Source organism: Corynebacterium endometrii, from assembly GCF_004795735.1.
Taxonomy (GTDB): domain Bacteria; phylum Actinomycetota; class Actinomycetes; order Mycobacteriales; family Mycobacteriaceae; genus Corynebacterium; species Corynebacterium endometrii.
The window spans coordinates 1,436,029-1,454,902 of sequence record NZ_CP039247.1 but is presented as its reverse complement, the minus strand read 5'-3'; the positions used below and the strand labels follow the sequence as shown (position 1 = coordinate 1,454,902).

General features: G+C 57.6%; 14 protein-coding genes. 6 read left to right on the top strand and 8 right to left on the bottom strand.

The window, feature by feature from the left end:
• Window positions 1-25: 25 nt before the first annotated feature.
• Window positions 26-811, bottom strand: a complete 786-nt coding sequence (locus tag CENDO_RS06570) for a DeoR/GlpR family DNA-binding transcription regulator (protein WP_136141320.1) — start codon at window positions 809-811, stop codon at window positions 26-28.
• A 345-nt stretch (window positions 812-1,156) separates the two neighbouring features.
• Complete coding sequence (gene lexA, locus CENDO_RS06565; RefSeq protein ID WP_136141319.1) at window positions 1,157-1,855, bottom strand: transcriptional repressor LexA; 699 nt, start codon at window positions 1,853-1,855, stop codon at window positions 1,157-1,159.
• Between the two features lie 260 nt (window positions 1,856-2,115).
• On the opposite strand from lexA, the gene CENDO_RS06560 reads away from it, so the two are divergent.
• A complete protein-coding gene (locus CENDO_RS06560; protein ID WP_136141318.1) occupies window positions 2,116-2,523 on the top strand; it encodes a hypothetical protein in 408 nt (135 codons plus the stop codon).
• Window positions 2,524-2,712: 189 nt separating this feature from the next.
• On the top strand, window positions 2,713-3,171 hold the full coding sequence (nrdR, locus tag CENDO_RS06555) for a transcriptional regulator NrdR (RefSeq protein WP_136141317.1): 459 nt from the start codon (window positions 2,713-2,715) through the stop codon (window positions 3,169-3,171).
• 48 nt (window positions 3,172-3,219) lie between these two features.
• Here nrdR and hrpA read toward each other — a convergent pair whose 3' ends face one another.
• A complete protein-coding gene (gene hrpA / locus CENDO_RS06550; protein WP_136141316.1) occupies window positions 3,220-7,134 on the bottom strand; it encodes an ATP-dependent RNA helicase HrpA in 3,915 nt (1,304 codons plus the stop codon).
• Window positions 7,135-7,321: 187 nt separating this feature from the next.
• Here hrpA and CENDO_RS06545 point away from each other — a divergent pair, with 187 nt between their 5' ends.
• Entirely contained in the window at window positions 7,322-8,353 is a 1,032-nt protein-coding gene (locus CENDO_RS06545; protein WP_136141315.1) for a DUF975 family protein, read from the top strand.
• A gap of 165 nt (window positions 8,354-8,518) precedes the next feature.
• On the opposite strand, the gene CENDO_RS06540 is transcribed toward CENDO_RS06545, so the two are convergent.
• The gene (locus tag CENDO_RS06540) at window positions 8,519-9,475 is read right to left on the bottom strand and encodes a hydrogen peroxide-inducible genes activator (RefSeq protein WP_136141314.1); all 957 of its coding nucleotides are present in this window, start codon (window positions 9,473-9,475) and stop codon (window positions 8,519-8,521) included.
• A 199-nt stretch (window positions 9,476-9,674) separates the two neighbouring features.
• On the opposite strand from CENDO_RS06540, the gene CENDO_RS06535 reads away from it, so the two are divergent.
• Window positions 9,675-10,271, top strand: a complete 597-nt coding sequence (locus CENDO_RS06535; RefSeq protein WP_136141313.1) for a peroxiredoxin — start codon at window positions 9,675-9,677, stop codon at window positions 10,269-10,271.
• Between the two features lie 122 nt (window positions 10,272-10,393).
• Complete coding sequence (gene ahpD, locus CENDO_RS06530; RefSeq protein WP_136141312.1) at window positions 10,394-10,918, top strand: alkylhydroperoxidase, AhpD family; 525 nt, start codon at window positions 10,394-10,396, stop codon at window positions 10,916-10,918.
• Window positions 10,919-11,065: 147 nt separating this feature from the next.
• Here ahpD and CENDO_RS06525 read toward each other — a convergent pair whose 3' ends face one another.
• From CENDO_RS06525 to CENDO_RS06515, 3 genes are all read right to left on the bottom strand, one after another.
• Window positions 11,066-12,091, bottom strand: a complete 1,026-nt coding sequence (locus tag CENDO_RS06525; RefSeq protein ID WP_136142185.1) for a PTS sugar transporter subunit IIC — start codon at window positions 12,089-12,091, stop codon at window positions 11,066-11,068.
• 214 nt (window positions 12,092-12,305) lie between these two features.
• Window positions 12,306-14,852 carry a DEAD/DEAH box helicase gene (locus CENDO_RS06520; RefSeq protein ID WP_136141311.1) on the bottom strand — a complete coding sequence of 849 codons (2,547 nt, stop codon included), beginning with the start codon at window positions 14,850-14,852 and terminating at the stop codon, window positions 12,306-12,308.
• Window positions 14,853-14,933: 81 nt separating this feature from the next.
• Window positions 14,934-16,127, bottom strand: coding sequence for a PAC2 family protein (locus CENDO_RS06515; RefSeq protein ID WP_136141310.1), 1,194 nt, complete (start codon window positions 16,125-16,127; stop codon window positions 14,934-14,936).
• A 508-nt stretch (window positions 16,128-16,635) separates the two neighbouring features.
• On the opposite strand from CENDO_RS06515, the gene CENDO_RS06510 reads away from it, so the two are divergent.
• Window positions 16,636-17,853 (top strand): DUF4192 domain-containing protein, encoded by a 1,218-nt coding sequence (locus CENDO_RS06510; RefSeq protein WP_136141309.1) that lies wholly within the window; start codon window positions 16,636-16,638, stop codon window positions 17,851-17,853.
• 30 nt (window positions 17,854-17,883) lie between these two features.
• Here CENDO_RS06510 and galE read toward each other — a convergent pair whose 3' ends face one another.
• Window positions 17,884-18,873 (bottom strand): UDP-glucose 4-epimerase GalE, encoded by a 990-nt coding sequence (gene galE / locus CENDO_RS06505; protein ID WP_136141308.1) that lies wholly within the window; start codon window positions 18,871-18,873, stop codon window positions 17,884-17,886.
• Window position 18,874: the final 1 nt, after the last annotated feature.

The following is an 18,874-nucleotide window of genomic DNA, read 5'->3' as shown; positions in this document are numbered from 1 at the left end:
CTGTTTTGATGTATCCGGGGCGCGGTTACTTGCCGTCTACTACTACCACGTCCACCTCACGCTCACGGAGGGCAGAGAGGAAACTTTCGGGGGCTTCGCTGTCCGTAATGACTACATCGATATCGGCGACGGAGGCGAAGCTGACCAGGTAATCGTTGCCAAGCTTTGACGAGTCGCACAACACCACAACCTTGTGAGCGTTAGTGACAAATGCTGACTTGATCGCCGCCTCCTGCGCGTCTGCGGTCGATAAGCCGTGGTCGAGGGTCAGCGCATTGGTGCCGATGAAGGCAACGTCGGCCCGCATCAAAGCCATGGTCCGCAGTGCAGTATCTCCCACTACGGCCTGGGTAATTGCGCGCACCGTGCCACCAAGAAGCTGCACATCGTCGATACCGTTGTTCGCTAGGGATAGGGCAATGGGCAGGCTGTTAGAAACGATTGACAAGTGACCAGACAACGGGGTCTTGCCGATAAGATCCGCCAGCGCGTTGATGGTGGAACCAGCATCCAGGAAGATACTTCCGTTTCCCTGTGGCAGGAAATCGAAAGCGGCTCGAGCAATCGCAGACTTAGCACTAGTGGCGGATCGAAGGCGGGTGTCCAGAGTCAACTCCGCGGTCTGGAAGGACTGTGAGGCTACCGCGCCACCATGTACGCGGTGGACAACCCCCTCGCGGTCAAGAACGGCTAGGTCGCGGCGAATGGTTTCTGCGGTTACGTCGAATCGTTCAGACAGCTCCGTGACATTAACCCGACCTTCGACGGCGGTTAAAGAGGCAATCTGTCGGCGGCGTTCTTCGGCGTACATCGATGCTCCAGTCTTTGTCTGTCCGGTTTATGCCCGAACTTGCTTGAAATGCCTGCTTTTCAGGCACTGTTCAATGGCTTCAATTGTTCCAGAAAACACGCATTACCTACGCAGGTATTCCGGTGCATCTTTATTATCTGGAGGATTACATTCTTAAACGTACAGGTAAGAGTGTTGAAGGAGGAAATACTTTTCCTTATGTCGAGTGCGGGAACTCGGTAAAGTTACCCACTAGCAGGGGGAGGAAAACCACAGCAAATAAACATTGCGGATTAAAAAAGGGGATCAAGGTTAAACCCTGATCCCACATTCAATGTCTGTTTACACGTGCCGAGCCCTTAGAGGCTAAAGCTTGCGGATAACGGAGACTACCTTGCCCATAATTTCCGCATCGTCTCCCTTGATTGGATCGAATGCATCGTTGTGGGGAAGTAACCACACGCCGGTGCTGTCACGATGAAACTCCTTCACGGTAGCCTCCTCGCCGTCGAGAAGCGCGGCTACAAACTCGCCCTCTTCCGCGACTGATTGCGAACGGATGATCACCCAATCCCCGTCAAGAATCCCGGCGTCTTTCATGGATTCGCCGACAACCTGGAGCATGTAGAGGTCTCCGCCGCCGACAATTTCATCGGGCAGCGGATAATAGGTATCAATATTTTCTTCCGCGGTAATAGGGGAACCCGCGGCGATGCGACCGACTACCGGGATGTAATTAACCGAACCGGCTTCAGCTGGAACCTCGGGTTCCGACTGTGGAGCCTTCTTCTTGGCTGGTTTATCTGCCGGTTCAAGGTGGCGAACGTCCACCGCACGGGGCTTGTTAGGGTCGCGGCGTAGGAACCCTTTTTCCTCTAGCTGCTTGAGTTGGTAGGCCACCGACGAGGTGGATTGAAGGCCCGCAGCGTCGCCGATTTCGCGGATACTAGGCGGGTAACCCCTCAGAAGCACGGCGTCCCTAATTACCTCCAGAATGCGACGCTGGCGTGCAGATAGTGACGAAAGGTCCGGTTTTCCGTTGTTCGGAGTTGTCTTACGGGCCATGGTTTTCCCCTCAGTGATCGTTTCGCTATCTAAGCTCTATTCCTTTCTAGCATGTCCAACACAAATGTTCGAGAAAAATCACCGATTTTCTGGACATATTTTCGAACGGGTGCTATAAATCGAACATAGAGACTAATTCGAACAAGTAAACGATAGAAACGTTCGAACCTGTCCGGTGGGTTTCCTACTATGGCTCAGGCAACGGTTTAGATGGAACGGAACCGCCGGAAACGTTCGGGATTTTACGAAAGGACATTGGCATGGCTATCGCGCTCAACACCCCTTACAAGGTAGATTCTCGCTCCGCTGTCATTCCCGGCGTGCGCTCGCGCTCGGCGCAGCCTGCGGCCGTGTGGGATGCTCATCGCAATGAATTTTGCGGTGAACCTTCTGCCTTTCGTTCCTCTCATGTTCGAACGCTGAGTGTTGAGAATCGAACATTTAATTCACTAAATGGTGCCCGCGAAACGCCGTCTGTTCCTGAGCGGACAGAGGATAGCTACGAAAAGAGCCGCGCTAATCGCGCTAATTATTTGGTCGGAGCTGTGTTCGGATGTGCGCTGTTTGTAGGCACCGTATTTACTGGGCTGAGTGGCATTAGCCCCGAGACGGATGTGCCCGGCGGGGTCTCCAGCCCAGAAACCGTACAGGCCGTCATCGCACGTTAATCCTTCGCCTAAGCTGGGCATCCCATCATGCTCCTTGCCGCATTGCTGCCAAGGTGCGGTTAAGAAGTACACTGGAAATCCATATCATACTGAGTTCGCCGTAAAGGTCGCGCCATTGATTTCGTGGCTTACTGGCTTGGTTTCTTTCCGCATCCGCAGTGGCGGATGGCCTGGAGAAAGGGGTTTCCGGTGTTTTGTCCGTTTTGTCACCATGAACAGTCACGCGTTATCGATTCACGCGTGGTGGAAGCGGGCACTGCGATTCGCCGTCGACGAGAGTGCACCTCGTGTTCGGGGCGTTTTACCACGGTGGAAAAGGCCGTGTTACTTGTGGTCAAGCGCAATGGCTTGGCGGAGCCGTTTAGCCGTGACAAGTTGATTCGCGGCGTGCGCAGGGCCTGCCAGGGGCGCGACGTTCCTGATGACGCGCTCAAGCGGCTGGCTCAGGAGGTCGAGGAAACCGTCCGCAGCCACGGCAGCTCGCAGGTTAATGCGAATGAGGTTGGCCTAGCCATTCTGGAACCGCTTCGCGACCTCGACGAGGTTGCGTATCTGCGCTTCGCTTCGGTGTATAAGTCTTTTGAAAGTGCTGATGACTTCGAATCGGAGATCCGCCTCATGCGCCGCCGGGATCGTGAGGACTTCTAAGGCGCTCACGGTGGTACCTGTGGGTGCCTACGAGCCGTAGGCACCCAGTCAACGCAGCTTGTCGACCGCCTTTTGTACCCTGCGCAGGGATACCGGCCGCGCGGTCCCAAGGCGCTGGGCAAAGAGGGACACGCGCAGTTCCTGAATCATCCATTTGATTTCCTTTACCTCACGCGTCTTTTCCCTTCCAGCAGGCAAATTGCGCAGCTTGTTGGCGAGGTAAGCTTCCGCTTCTTCCACCTCGGCCTGCCGGTCAGCGTCTCTATCCGGATCTATCCCCATTTCCTCAAGGCGGATATTCATCGCCTTGATGTAGCGCGGCAGGTGCTGCAAATGAATCATCCCGTGCATAGTGATGGCGTTTTTAGGCAGTAAAAATTCTAATTGCTTGTGCATATCATCAATCGCAGGGCCGGTCCACTTCTTGAGCTCGGCGGCGACGTTGGCGTACTCCACCAAAGCGGGGGCGATGCCCACCACGGCGCGGCGCACGGCGCCCGGGACGCCAGGTTTTACCTTTTGCTTTAGTTCCTCGAAAGCCTGGGGGTCTCGGACGGGCCCACCGGCCTCCATCATGAGATCGCGAATCGCTGCAATGCGGGCATCGTTGACTAACCCCTCGGCGCCGCCATGTGGATAGGAATCGATAGCCACGCGCTGCTGGAGAGGGAGTCCCTTTACCATCTGCGATGAATTGACTGAAACCTCTCGCATCAGCAGGGTCAGTGTGGTGGTGACCATTGCGGCGTCGGCGGCGGCCTTCGTGGGATGGACCTTGAGCGCAACACCGTCTTTGGTAGCAACGAGGGCGGGGAACGCGGCGACCTCGTGGCCATCCACGACGGTCGTCACCTGCTCTTCGATGGCGCCCAGGTTCTCCGCCGTCCATTCCTTTACGGCCTTGGATTCCTTGTCGCGGCCGACGCGGGAGACGGAAGACTTGATGTGGCCCGCTTGGCGCTCAATCAGTGCTGCGAGGTCACGGTCGGAATCAATTACCTTGCCGCGTTTGTCCACGGCAGCGTAGTTCATCTTCAAGTGAGGGGGAAGGCTGGAAGGATTAAAATCGCCCGAGTTGATCCCTGCGCCGCCGAGCTCGCGGAGAACTTCCGCCAACTGCTGGGTAATGCTGCCCTCGTACGGCAGGAGCATTGGCAGGGCACGCTCTGCGAAATTGGTGGCGGGGACTACCGTGCGGCGCAGCGCCTTCGGGAGCGAACGGATAAGCTCCGTCACCAGCTCCTCGCGCAGGCCGGGAACCAACCAATCAAAGCCCTCGGAATCCATCCCCGCCAGGAGCGGTACCGGCACCATGATGGTGACGCCATCCATCGGGTGTCCGGGCTCGAAGCGATAGCTCAAGTCGTAGTCGATGGAGCCTTTAAGCCACCTATCCGGGAAGGCGGATTCCGTTACCTGTTCGTCCTCATCATTGATGAGCTTATCCGGATCGAAGTCAAGCAGATCTGGGGTTTGCTTACGCGCCTTCTTCCACCACGAATCGAAATGGCGGCCTGTGGTGATCTTTTGCGGGATCCGTGAATCATAGAAATCGAAGAGGACGTCCTCGTCGACCACTAGGCCGCGTTTGCGTGCTTTGTCTTCATACTCGGAGGCGTGTTCGAGCTTCGCCTTGTTGTCATGGAAGAAGTGATGATGCGTATCCCAATCGCCATTGATAAGCGCTTCACGGATGAACATGTCACGGGCCGCCACGGCATCGACCCGATGGTACGGAACCTGGCGGTCTGCGACGACGGTCACGCCGTAGAGCGTGGACTTCTGGGTCACCAGGGCGGAGGAACGCTTACGTGACCAGATGGGATCTGAATAATTGTGCTTGAGCAGGTTCGCCGCCAACTTCTCCACCCAGGCGGGATCAATCGCGGCGACGTCTCGCGCCCACAGGCGCGAGGTCTCAACCAATTCGGCCGCCATGATGAATTCCGGTGGTTTCTTAGACAGCGCGGAACCCGGAAACACCATAAAGCGAGTGTTGCGGGCCCCATGGAATTCCTTGGAATTGCCATCTCGCACACCAATATTGGATAAGAGCCCGGAGAGCAGGGCCTGGTGGATGGCGTCCGAGTCACGCTCGTTGGCCGCGTGGTGGCGATCCGCCCAGCCCAGCTGCTTGACCACATCGCGCAACTGACGAACCAGATCGAACCACTCGCGTATGCGCATGTAGTGGAGGTACTCGGCCTTCATCTGCTTGCGGAACGCATTGCCGGACTTCTCATCGCGGGAGTCCTTGATGTAATCCCACAACTTGAGCATGGCGATGAAATCGGAGGACTTATCCTTGAACCGGGCGTGGGCCTGGTCCGCTTGGGCCTGGAACTCTAAAGGCCGTTCGCGCACATCCTGAATGGTCATGGAGGCCACGATGATGAGCACGTCGTCGAGGCAACCGGAGGAATTTCCCTCGACCAGCATTCGGGCCATGCGAGGATCGACCGGGATTCGCGCAATATCCTTACCGATGCGGGTGAGCACGGGCAGCCCGTTTTCTTCCTCGTGCTTTAGGGCGCCAAGCTCGTTGAGGAGAAGGAGTCCATCACGGATCGCCTTGCTTTCCGGGGGCTGAACGAAGGGGAATTCCGTGATGTCCCCCAGGCGCAAGGAGATCATCTGCAAAATAACGCTCGCCAAATTTGTGCGGAGAATTTCCGGATCCGTGAATTCGGGGCGGGATGCGAAGTCTTCCTCGGAATAGAGGCGGATAGCAATGCCATCGGCCACACGGCCGCAACGGCCGGAGCGCTGATTGGCGCTGGCCTGGGAAATAGGCTCGATGGGCAGCCGTTGGACCTTGGTACGGGTGGAATACCGCGAAATACGCGCGGTACCCGTGTCCACCACGTAACGAATGCCGGGAACGGTCAGCGACGTTTCGGCGATATTGGTAGACAAGACGATGCGCCTGCCGGAGTGGGGACTAAAGACTCGGTGCTGTTCCTGGTTGGACAGGCGGCCAAACAGGGGAGTGACCTCCACGCCCTTCCACTTGCGCCCCTCGATGGCCTCCATCGCGTCGCGGATGTCACGCTCTCCCGCGAAGAAGCAGAGGATGTCACCATCGCCTTCGGCCATCAGTTCCTCGATGGCCTCGCACACGCCATCCAGGGGGTCCTGATCCACCGTCTTGCCGTTGACCTCAAATTCCAACGGGCGGTACCGTATCTCGACAGGATAGGTGCGGCCCGAAACCTCGATGACCGGGGCGGGGGTGCCGGCGGCGTCGGAAAAATGCCGGGCGAAACGCTGGGGATCAATGGTGGCCGAGGTGATAATAACCTTTAAATCTGGGCGCTTGGGCAGCAAGCGCTTGAGATAGCCCAGCAGGAAATCGATGTTGAGGGAACGCTCGTGGGCTTCGTCGATGATGATGGTGTCATAGGCATTGAGGAACCTATCGCGCTGCATTTCCGCAAGCAGGATACCGTCCGTCATGAGCTTGACCGCAGTATTCTTGGATACTTGATCATCGAATCGGATAGCATAGCCCACGGAATCGCCGATGCTTTGCCCAAGTTCATCGGCGATGCGTTCCGCAACGGTACGCGCGGCTAGGCGGCGCGGCTGAGTGTGACCAATGAGGCCACGGCGGCCGCGCCCCAATTCCAGGCAAATTTTTGGAATCTGGGTGGTCTTGCCCGACCCGGTCTCACCCGCGATGATCACTACCTGATGGTTAGCGATTGCCTCTGCAATATCGTCCTTACGAGCAGAAACCGGCAGGGAATCCGGGTAGGAAATACTCGGCACGCCAGCGTCGATTGCTTGGACAAGCTCTTTGGCCTCTTTAATATCGGCCCCGATGGCAGATAAGGCCTTGGGAGAACGAGCCTTGCGAAGCCTGCGTTTGAAGGGGCGCACAGACGAAAGCGGTACGCCATCCAGTTCGCGTATGAGCGATGCGCGGATAGGGCCCAGGGATTGCTGATTATCTTTAGTCATGACTAAGCGGCTAGTTTACCCATTCCCTTCGTTGAAGTGAACGCGGACGCTGCGCATGGGCGCGGCAGTATCCCATAGCTGAGGGGTCTTGACGATGAGTTTCAACACAGTATGCTCGGCTTTGCAGGTCCGAAATAAAGAGTTTGGCTGTATCGACTCAGAGGTAGAAAGGCACTAGGTATAAAAGATGAGCACGCCTTACGGGGGAAATGATAAGCAAGGCTCGGACGAAAGCGCCGACCGGGGCGAGCCATGGCCGCCCTACGAACCTACTGACCATCCGGAAGACCGTCCTGGGTACGGGGACGGGAACCGCGGCGCCCAAGGCACACCGGATACTCAATATTCTGGTACCCAACACGGCAATCCGTACAGGGAGTACAACGCGGGTAGTGAGCTGCCAAGCTACGGAAACGCGGGCGGGTATGGCTCCGGAATCGATGACTTCTATCCTGGGGATGCCACGCGCACCGCGGCGACCCCCGACATTTTCGAGTCCATCCGCTGGGGCTTTGCCGCGACCTTCCGCAATTTCTCACTGTGGATCCTGGGCGCTCTGGCGTTTTTCGCCGTAGCCGCTCTTCTGGGCTTTGGGACTGGTCTCGTTTCAACGAGTGGCGAGGGGGCTGAACTGGCGGTTCAGGTAATCACGGCAGTAATCAGCTGTCTGTTTATGCCGGTCGTTTATTCCCTAATTCTGCATCAGCTGGATCATCAAGACACGGGCTGGGGCCATATAGGCAAAAGCCTGAATTATGGCCCTACGCTGTTAATTTACGTCATTATGCAGCTTATTTCTATGGTGGCCGTCGCAATCCCATCGGTGTTGATCGTGCTGCAAAACCGGGAGCTCTTGTCGCAGCAGGTGGTAAGCGATGCAGACCTGACGAGTTTCTTCCTCACCATATTCGCGGTATTCGCGGTCGTTATGGTGTTGGCGTTGTTGGTGGGGCCGTTCTTCTTTTCATTGATTTGGTTAGTGGCTGACAAGCGTGCCGGGGTCGGCGAAGCCTTCAAGGCGTCATTCGCAATAGGCCGGGATAATTACCTGAAACTTTTGGGTTTATCCGTACTGTCTAGCATCATCATTACCGCGATCGCGGTAGTTACGCTGGGGCTGGGCCTCCTGGTGGCCGCACCCGCCATGCAGCTGGCGGCGGGGCACTTCTACCGCCAGGTAGCCGGAGGTCAGATTCCGGCCGAATCCCGCCGTTACTAGAGAGAAATGCTTTTAGGCCCAGCGTCACCGCGAGATGGCGCTGGGCCTAAGTTTATTCTCTGGCTGCCGTTGTCCATCCGGAAGCAAAAGGGGCTGGCCTCAACGATGCACGGCGAGGAGGCCAGAGGCCAGGCACGTGGAATGCTCTACCAACGAGGCCCGTAGCTAGGCCCTGATCTCCGTTCGCGAGCGCTCGAGTGCCTTGTTGAACGAAGTCGTGACAATGTGGCCAAACTCGCGGAACTCGTCCGCCCGGGCGGCGGAACCGCGGAAGACCAAGCCAATGGTGCGTTCGGCCGTAACGCCCTCCCCGAAGTGGGCCACGGACAAATCCGGGTGCCGCGTCTCCGCGGCTAAGGCTGATTCGGGGACTAAGGTGGCGCCCAGGCCGCCGATGACCAACTGCATGATCGTCGTAAGGGATGAAGCGCGGGTGACCGTATTCGTTGCTTCCGTAGGGTTCACGTTAGCCTGCCGGCACAGGTCCATTACCTGATCGCGCAGGCAATGGCCGTCATCGAGCAGCAACAGATTCAGGTTGTCAAGATCCGCGAGTGCTAGGTCCCGGCGGCCGGCTAATTCATGGCTTTGGTGGACCACGGCGCTGAAGCGCTCGGTGTAGAGCGGCTCCTCAATCATTCCCGAAGTCTCAGACGGCAGCGCCAAGATGGCGAGATCCAGCTGGCCATCGCGCAGCTTCTGTAGCAGGTGAGAGGTCTGCTCCTCAACGAAGCGGGGTTCTAGGTCATTGTAATGTTCACGGATCTCATTGAGCAGATCTGGAAGGATATACGGTGCGACGGTGGGAATTATGCCAATAGTAAGGGGCCCGGAAAGGGTCCCGTGCGCGCCGCGAGCGTGGGACAAGAAAGAATCCGCAGCCTCCAGTGTTGACTTAGCATAGGGGAGGAGCTTTTCGCCGGCGGAGGTGACGATCACCTTGCGCGTGGAGCGCTCGATAAGCTGGATTCCCAACCCCTGCTCGAGGGCCACGAGGGCCTGGGATAGTGAGGGCTGCGAAATCTGCAGCTTCTTTGCCGCGGTGCCGAAATGCTTATTCTCCGCGATCGTCACGAACGTGCGAAGCTGTGCCAGGGTCGGGCGATATTCTTTATTGTGCATGCCTATCATTGTATCATGACAATAAGTTACAAGCTATTGACGGAATAGGTACCAGTTAGGCATAATGGACACTGCTGGCTGCACACGCTCCCCGCACAATGTGGCCGGACTAGGTACCGAAACCGCTTATCAAGCGGTTGCTGATACCGTTAAACTAGGTCCCATACAGATTCATTGTTTCGATAAGGAGAAGCATTTTATGTCTATCTTGACCGTTGGCGAGAAGTTCCCAGAGTTCCAGCTCACTGCGCTGAAGGGCGGCGATCTGCACAGCGTTGACGCTAACTCTCCTGAGGACTACTTCGAGCAGGTCTCCCTGGATAAGTATGAGGGCAAGTGGAAGATCGTATTCTTCTACCCAAAGGATTTCACCTTCGTTTGCCCAACCGAGATCGCAGCATTCGGCAAACTCGATGAGGAATTCCAGGACCGCGACACCCAGGTCCTGGGCGGTTCCACCGATAATGAGTACTCCCACTTCAACTGGCGTGCAACGCACCCAGAGCTGAAGGAAATCCCATTCCCAATGTTCGCTGACGTTCGCCACGACCTGATTCGCGCCCTGGGCGTTGAGAACGCTGATGGCGTTGCGGACCGTGCAACCTTCATCATCGACCCGGATGGAATCATCCAGTTCGTATCCGTTACCCCGGATGCCGTGGGCCGCAACGTTGATGAGGTTCTCCGCGTTCTGGATGCCCTCCAGTCTGAAGAGGTGTGTGCATGTAACTGGCAGGCAAATGACCCAACCAAGAACATCGACAAGCTCGAGGTTGTTAAGGACTCCCTGAAGTAACCCCGGTCGGGATCGCCTGATCCACACATTATGCAGCCCCGTCAGTTGCCGTTGCGCTCGGCGGGGCTTTGCAAACTCGATTGCTTAAAAAGCGTTTATTGAAAGTTTAAAGGAGAATAGTTATGTCTATCGATAACCTGAAGTCCTCCCTGCCTGCGTACGCTAAGGACCAGAAGCTCAACATCGGCACCCTGACCCGCTCTACCGAGCTCTCCGAGCAGCAGCTGTGGGGCACCCTCGTGGCCTCCGCTGCGGCTACCCGCAACGCCACCGTCATCTCTGAGATCGTGGAAGAGGCTAAGGAGCACCTCTCCGAGGAAGCAATCGATGCCGCGTTCGGTGCCGCTACCGTTATGGCGATGAACAACGTCGCTTACCGCGCGAAGGGCTGGCTGGGCTCTGAGTACTCCCAGGTGAAGTTCGGACTTCGCATGAATATCATCTCCAAGCCCGGTGTGGAGAAGGCTGACTTTGAGCTGTGGTCACTGGCCGTATCCGCCATCAATGGCTGTGAGCACTGCGCTGTTGCGCACGCGAAGACCGTCACTGAAGAGGGTCTCACCAAGGAACAGGTCTGGGAGGCAGTGAAGATTGCCGGCGTTGTTCAGGCAATCTCCCAGGTGGTAGAGATCGAGGCTGCCCGCTAAGTAATTAGCTGCTGTTTCAGCATTAAGGCCACAATGCCATTTCCGGCGTTGTGGCCTTTTCTCTGCCCTGGTCCCTTAGGGCTACGAGGGGGCATAAGAAGTTAACTGGCGAGATTCCGGTTGCGGAAGCAATTCAGGCAACGGAGTTTATTCGAACTCGAGCTTGTAGTATTCAGCCTTGGTCCAGCCGAGGAGCTTTTCAAAGATGAAGCGAGTGGCCAAAGCGAGCAGCAGCGGCAGCGCCACGAACACGAAACCGATGGTGATGAGGTTGCCCGTGCTCCACCCCCAGCCCTCGTAGTTGAGGGCCGCAAGCGGCCCGACTAGCCCGGAAATGCCGAAGCCGGCAGAAATTGGGGTGCCCGATATGCCCAATGCGCCGCCGACGCCGCCCAGAATCGCCGCGCTGGACAAAATCGGTAGGAAGGTCACGGGCTTGGAGAACATGTTTGCCATCTGCACCTTGGGGGAGCCCAGGACATGCAGGATGGAGGTGGCGAAGCCGTTGACGCGCCACCCGGCGACGAGCAAGCCAAAACCGGTGGCCACCACTCCCAGGTTCGCGGTTCCAGAGGCTATACCTTCCATGAAGATAGCCGTTGCGATACCCACGGTAGAGACAGGGGAGACAATCAGGAAGGCGAAGAGGACGGCGAGGATAACCCCCATGAGGACCGGCTGCAGGCTTGTGGCGCCGTTGACCAAATCGCCCAACCAGATGGTGAGCTTATTGACTATTGGGTAGGTAATCCCCCAGCCTATGCCGCCGGCCACCAGGGTGACGATGGTGGACAGCAGCAAGATGGTGTAATTCTTCAATCGCGCGCCGATGAGCAGGATAAGCCCCACGGCTAGGGCCGCGGTCAACCCGGTATTGATGACCAAGCCTGTGCCCTGCAGGTGGAATCCGCCTTCCGGGTTAGGCTGCGCGACGCCGGAACCGCATACCGCGGCGATGCCCACCGCCGCTGTCTGGATTGGGGTGAGCTTGAACTGCATCGCCACGAGCACGCCAATCATGGCCGGTAGCAGGGAAGAGGCTAGGGAGGTGAGGTTGAGGACTGTGGTCGCGCCTGCCCACACCGGGAGCAGGGCCTTAGCTAATTCGCCCAATAACGCCTGTGGAACCAGGGATACTACAACGGCAATCGAGATGCCGTTGAGCACGTTCATCGTGAACCCGCCCGGCGTAAGCTTTTCGGGGGCCTCCGGCGCGGCGGTATTGGGAGCTTTCTCCGCTTTTGTAATCGGGTTGTCGTAGAGGGCATCGTTGCCCTGCGAGTTTATGTTGTTGTCCATGGGTGGCATGGTAGGGCGCAATGCCGTGTCCTTAACCCGCAACCGAATTTTTGGGATCCAAATCTCACTTTATGAAATACGGTGGGGTCTAGGACTGGTCGATCGCGAGTGAGGACAAGCGGACCTCGCCGGCGGCGTCGGACGCATCGAGATCCACCGTGGCAACGAACGCGTAAGAGTTGTCCCCGGCCGGATCCTTGATAACCTGGCGCACCCGCCACTCACGCGCTTCGGAGGTATCCAATCGGAAATACTCCTTGCCGCGAGCCTCAGGCCCAGTCTCCATGTCGTCGTACTCATCGAAGTAATCGTCCAGAGCGGCGCCAAAATCCGGAAGCTCATCGAGGTAATCCAGCAACTGCTCCAAACGCTCTTCCTTTTCCAGTGCGAAAAGCTGAACCAAACGGAACATGTAATTGCGCACCATGATGGTAAAGGCCCGGCGATTGGACGTCAGCGCGGTGGGATCCTCTACACCGAAGGCCAGCTCACGCTCCAGGTCCTCCTGAGAAATGGGCGAATCTTCTCCGGCCATCTCTGCCCACTCATCCACCAGTGAGGAATCCACCTGGCGGATCAATTCGCCGAGCCAGACGATGATGTCTTCCAATTCTTCCGTCTTGTACTCCTCCGGCACTGACTGCTTCAGCGTGCGCCATGCGTCCGTGAGGTAACGCAGGATGACTCCCTCGGACCGCGCCAGGCCATACGTGGCCACGAGATCGGAGAACGTCATCGCGTTTTCCAACATGTCGCGCACGACGGATTTCGGGGAGAGCTCAAACTCCTTGACCCACGCGTTCGTTTCAGCGAAGGTCTCGTAGGCCTGCTCCAGCAACTCCTCCAGGGGTTTGGGCCACGTGATGTCCTCAACAATCGCCATGCGTTCCACGTAGTCCACGCCGTCCGCCTTCAGCGCGGCAATCTCATCACCGCGCCGCGCCTTCTGCTGCGCAACGAGCACCTGACGAGGGTCATCCAGGATCGACTCAAAGACCGAGATCACATCGAGGGTGTAGGTTTCCGACTCAGGGTCCAGGAGGGACAGGGCTGCCAGGGCGAAGGGGGAAAGGGGCTGGTTGAGGGCAAAGTCACGTGGCAATTCACGCACCAAATGGTACGGGCGGCCGTAAATGTCCAGACCCTTGGTGGACTTTTGCACAACACCGGAATTCACTAACCCCTTGAATAAGTCGAGCGCGGTCAGGATATGTTGGTTTTGCTGCGAGCGCGTGTCGTGATTAGTGCGCAGCAGGTGCTTTAAGTGCTCGTAGCCATCGCCATGGCGAGCCAAAACGTTGAGCAGCATCGAGTTAGAAACTCGGAACTGGCTGGTGAGCTGTTCGGGTTCCGCCTCAGTTAGGCGTTGGAAGGTCTTCTCTGACCAGGACACGTCACCTTCACGCGCGGATTTCTTCTTAAGCTTCTTCAACCGCTTGGGGTCATCGCCAATGCGGCGCCGTGCTTTGGCATTTTCAATTTCGTGTTCTGGGGCCTCAACCACCACGGTGCCCTCAGTGTCGAAGCCCGCGCGGCCCGCGCGCCCGGCGATTTGGTGAAACTCGCGGGATTTGAGGATGCGCTGGCGCCGGCCGTCAAACTTCGCCAACCCGGTCATGAGCACCGTGCGGATAGGTACGTTGATGCCCACTCCCAGGGTGTCCGTGCCGCAGATAATCTTGAGCAACCCCTTTTGCGCCAGCTTTTCCACGAGGCGACGGTACTTCGGCAACATGCCCGCATGGTGAACGCCGATTCCCCGGCGCAGTAGCTTTGAGAGATCCTTGCCAAAGGTAGTCGAGAAACGGAAACCCTGCATTTCCTGCGCAATCTGCGCTTTTTCCTCATCGGTGATGATCTTGGAGATAGACGTAAGCGCCTGGGCCCGCTCGGACGCTTCCCGCTGAGAGAAGTGGACAACGTAGATGGGCGCTTTGTTGTTGGCTAGGAGCTCCTCGATGGTCTCATGCACGGCGGAGAAGACATAGGAAAAGCTCAGCGGTACCGGACGGGTAGATCCCGCCACCAAGCTGGTGGTGCGTCCCGTGCGCTGGGTTAGGTCTTCCTCCAGCCACGACGTATCCCCAAGAGTGGCGGACATGAGTAAGAATTGCGCCTTAGGCAATTCCAGTAACGGTACCTGCCAGGCCCAGCCGCGGTCCGGCTCAGAGTAGTAGTGGAATTCATCCATTACCACCTGGTCGATATCCGCCTCGGCCCCGTCGCGCAGCGCGATATTGGCCACGATCTCGGCGGTCGCGGCGATGATGGGTGCCCCTCCGTTGACCGTGGCATCGCCGGTCATCATGCCCACATTTTCAGGACCGAAGATTTCGCATAAGGCAAAGAATTTTTCAGAGACCAACGCCTTAATCGGGGCCGTATAAAAGGACCGCTGGCCACGCGCCAGGGCGATGAAGTGGGCCGCGTTAGCCACCATTGATTTGCCGGAACCGGTGGGGGTGGCGAGGATGACGTTGTCTCCGGCCAAAATCCCCAAGGAAGCTTCCTCCTGGGCGGGGTAGAGCGTTATACCGCGCTGCTTTGTCCACGAGGTAAACGTGTCCCATATGGCTTCATCAACCACGGACTCTGGGACTTCGGCAAGGTCTGGCAACATCTGGGAAAGGTTCACCCTCACCACCTTAGTCAAAGATGGTGAGGGTGAAACAAGTCACGGATAGGCGGGGCCGCACCGCTTCCGCTATGCGATTTTCTAGAGGTCTTCCCCTGGTTCATCGTGGCCCGTGGAATCACCGGGGCCACGGGGGTTTTCCTTGGAGTCACGGTCCTCTGCGTTTTCTTTGCCCTCTAGGTCCTTCTTCCCATTGAACGGTTCCGAGCCACCGTTGGTTGGACCATTAGCGGACTTACCCGGCGCGGAAGACTCTGCGGAGCCAGCGGGGCCTGAGTTATTCTCGCCAAAATTATCTTCGCGGTCATCAATATCCATGGATAGGAACTCCTCAGCCCCAAGACCGGGCTCGCTCAGTTCCTGGAGGAATTTTTGGAATTCCTCACCAAGTTCTTCGCCGGTCGGGCTATTTTCCTCGCCCGGCATGATGGCCTGTGGATGCTCCGAGCGGTAGCGCTCTAGGAATGCGTCATACTGTTCTTCCAAGGCGGTAACCACCTGCATGATTTCCCCGGATTCATTGACCTGTTCGTTGAGTTGCTCCTTGATACGTTCGATATCGTGGCGCAGGCTGCCGAGCGGCAGTTGTAGCTCAGCGGTTGTGGAAACGGACTCGAGCAGCTGGAAGGTGGCCAGCGGGTAGGAAGACGCGGCTAGGTAGTGGGGAACATGCGCGGTATATCCAGCCACGTTGCGCCCGCGCTTGGCCAACTCACGTTCCAAAAACAGCGATGCGGAACCCGGTACCAGCATCGTTGAATCCATGCGCACCATGCGCTCGGTGAGGGCCTTTGAGGTACCGTGCGCGGTGACCACCATCGGGCGAGTGTGCGGCACCGGCATCGGTGCGGCGTACAGGCAGATGGTGTCCTTTACGTTGAACTTTTCCGCGATATCCGCGACCGCCCCGGTAAAAGCTTCCCAACGCATGTCCGGTTCGGGACCAGACAGGAGGAGGAAGGACTTTCCGGACGTATCGCGTAACGCGCGGATGCCTAATTCAATTGGCTCGATGTCTACGCCAGCATTGTGCTCAATGGTCACGGCAGGGCGGCGGGCGCGGTAGTCGATGAGTTCATCGTTGTTGAAACTCGCAACCGGCGTGTTTTCCAGCGCCGCTTTAAGATGATCGGAGCTGGCCTCAACGGCATTTCCCGCGTCGGCGTATCCGTGCAGGGCTACAATCATGGTAGGGCCAGGCTCGTTGGCGTTAGCCGAGCTGGCGATGGGAGCTGGGTACTCCAATTCATACATGCGGCGGTTGCTGTCCTGCATGGTGAACCTCCTTAGATTGCGTTTCCACCCACCGTAGCGTGTTGGGCCTTCACGTGGCAGTTACAGCGTTACCTGTTCACGTGAAAGTTCAGAGAGGGTTGATTTTATAAGATGTCTACCCACTTGTGTGTCAGGGACAAAGTGGCGGGGTGCCCTTCACCCCGCCAGCCTGTGTGCATCATCTGTATGCATCATCGTTGCCCACCAAGTTGCGGGCTGGATGATATCTACAGCATCCAACGCGCATTGGGCAACGACTATTCCCGCCCCAATTAAAAGCAACAGGGTAGAACTGCCAAGGGAGTGAATATTACCGATGGCTGGACCGAGGCCTCAGCTGTCACGAGCGTCACTTTGGACCGCGTGCGGTTCCCAGAGCTGGTGCAGGACGGTAGAAACTGTGGATAACTCGAGGATAAATCCCATTGAGTGAGCCGCAATAATCCCGCCTGTGGATAACCGTGCGGAACCATTGCGCCCCCGTCATGGAACGCGCACTGTGTATCCCATGACAGCACATCACATCTTAACTCCAGGCCAATTGCTTGCTAACGTCCCGGGTTCCTTGGGATTTTATCCCACGGAATCGCTCATCCTCATGGGCTTTAACGCCACCGCCGAGGAAGGGGAGAACCAGACTCAGACAGATAACCGTGCCACGGGGAACCCCGTAAACGTGACCCTGGGGCCTACCCTGCGCATCGACATCGACGACTTTGAAAAGCTACAGAATGATATAGTGCGTGCTCTCGCGCCACTCGAACCCACGGTGGTCTTTGCCTTTATCATCTCCCAACGCCCGGAACGCCTCCTTGATGGGGTTACCCACAAGCTGTTTAACAGTGGAACCTCGCACGGCATGACGATTGATGCGTGCTGGTATACGCCCGAGATCAAGACGGGGGAGCCCTATGAGTTATGGTTCGGCAGGGATTTAACCTCTGGCGCCACCTCCGGTAATACCTGGCAGTACGGAACAATCCCTTCCATCACCGCCACGCCGTCCATGGAGGAATTTGTGGATCGCGGCGAACTGCCAGAGCTAAACCGCAAAGAAGCCGTGCGCCCGTACATCACTCGCAATAATGCGTTTAGCAGCCAAGAGGCCGCGCGCCTAGCCGCTACTGCTCGCACACTATCCACCGCCCTTGCCGATGGTGAGCGGTTCGGTTCAGCTGCCAATCCGTACGGGATCGAAGACATTGCCCAGGACGCCCGCCTCCTCCTAGAAGAGTATTCCGCCTATGAGGCCTGGGACAGTAATGACCACCTCTTATTGACTGTGGCTACATGGCTGGCTACAACGGCAACGCGGGACTTGGTCCTGGCGGAGTTTCTAGCACAGCCCGCGGCCGGCGCAACGGTGCTGCTAGAGGTGGCGCAAACCTTTAGCGGAGAAATCAGGGCTAACGCCCTATCCATTTACGCGGCTGCCCAAGTGGTCCTGCGGCAATCACACCGCGCCGGGCTGGCCCTGACCTGCGTCCTGCAGGAGTATCCTGAACACCGCCTTAGCTCCTTGTTCTACAAGCTCTACAGCGCCGGCCAATTGCACAACATCGTAGATTGCGCGACGGAGGGCTCCCACGCGGCGCAGGAAATGATTCTCGGCGATATAGAGCGGAAAAGGTCGATGCTAGGAAGCGTCGCCGTGAAAGAGGGGGAGACAGGCTCGCCAAGGGCCGGTGAAAGCCGGGACGGCCGCTCTGGCGCAAACGCTGCTTAAAGCGAGGGCGTCCTAGGAAAACCGTGGGCGCTAACCACTTCGCCGGGCGGAGTGCGCACGGTCCCCGAGTTCGCTGGTGAATGCCCATGCATCCCTAACGATGGTCTCAAGATCGGTGCGGGACGGTTCCCATCCAAGCTCGCGCTTGATCTTCGCAGAGGATGCGATGAGCGTGGCTGGATCGCCCGCGCGGCGCGGAGCCACCTCCGCCGGGATCTCGTGACCCGTGACTTTCCGGCACATATCTACAACCTGCTTAACGGAGTATCCATCGCCGGAACCCAGGTTGTAGATGCGGTGGGTGCCTGGTTGATTGCTCTTGAGCGCCAAAACGTGGGCATCGGCCAAGTCGCGGATATGGATGTAGTCACGAACTGGGGTGCCGTCCGGGGTATCCCAATCGTCGCCGAACATCATGATCTTATCGCGGTGGCCCAGGGCTACCTGCAAAACGATGGGGATCAGATGGGTTTCGATCTCTCGGTTTTCGCCGATGCTACCGTAGGCTCCCGCAACGTTGAAGTAGCGCAGAGAAGTTGCGCCGAGTCCGTATGCTTGGGCGTACGAGGTGATGGCATAGTCAATAGCCAGCTTCGATGCGCCATACGGGTTCGTTGGCCTGGTTGGCATGTCCTCCGTGATCGGGACCGTTTCTGGCTCGCCGTAGGTCGCGGCGGTGGAAGAAAAGACCAAACTCTTAACGTCATGCGCCCGCATCGCATCGAGCAGCGCCAAGGTGGTCACCACGTTGTGCTGCCAATACTCGGCGGGAACCTCCATGGATTCGCCAACCAGCGAGCGTGCCGCGAAGTGGACCACTCCCTGGAATCCGCCTTCGCTGAGGACCTCGGCGGCCTTGTCGCGCACGTCCCCCTCGACCAGACGAGCTTGAGGGTGCACAGCCTCACGGTTGCCGGTGGTGAAATTATCGATGATGGTCACGTCATGGCCAGCCTCAATGAGAACAGCCGCGCATACGCTGCCAACATAACCGGCTCCACCGGTAACTAGAAGCTTCATT

Bases quoted from the DNA above. Each gene is read 5' to 3' on its own strand.
- CENDO_RS06570 (WP_136141320.1), bottom strand. From the start codon at position 811: ATGTACGCCGAAGAACGCCGCCGACAGATTGCCTCTTTAACCGCCGTC.
- lexA (WP_136141319.1), bottom strand. From the start codon at position 1,855: ATGGCCCGTAAGACAACTCCGAACAACGGAAAACCGGACCTTTCGTCA.
- CENDO_RS06560 (WP_136141318.1), top strand. From the start codon at position 2,116: ATGGCTATCGCGCTCAACACCCCTTACAAGGTAGATTCTCGCTCCGCT.
- hrpA (WP_136141316.1), bottom strand. From the start codon at position 7,134: ATGACTAAAGATAATCAGCAATCCCTGGGCCCTATCCGCGCATCGCTC.
- CENDO_RS06545 (WP_136141315.1), top strand. From the start codon at position 7,322: ATGAGCACGCCTTACGGGGGAAATGATAAGCAAGGCTCGGACGAAAGC.
- CENDO_RS06540 (WP_136141314.1), bottom strand. From the start codon at position 9,475: ATGCACAATAAAGAATATCGCCCGACCCTGGCACAGCTTCGCACGTTC.
- CENDO_RS06535 (WP_136141313.1), top strand. From the start codon at position 9,675: ATGTCTATCTTGACCGTTGGCGAGAAGTTCCCAGAGTTCCAGCTCACT.
- ahpD (WP_136141312.1), top strand. From the start codon at position 10,394: ATGTCTATCGATAACCTGAAGTCCTCCCTGCCTGCGTACGCTAAGGAC.
- CENDO_RS06525 (WP_136142185.1), bottom strand. From the start codon at position 12,091: ATGAACGTGCTCAACGGCATCTCGATTGCCGTTGTAGTATCCCTGGTT.
- CENDO_RS06515 (WP_136141310.1), bottom strand. From the start codon at position 16,127: ATGCAGGACAGCAACCGCCGCATGTATGAATTGGAGTACCCAGCTCCC.
- CENDO_RS06510 (WP_136141309.1), top strand. From the start codon at position 16,636: ATGACAGCACATCACATCTTAACTCCAGGCCAATTGCTTGCTAACGTC.
- galE (WP_136141308.1), bottom strand. From the start codon at position 18,873: ATGAAGCTTCTAGTTACCGGTGGAGCCGGTTATGTTGGCAGCGTATGC.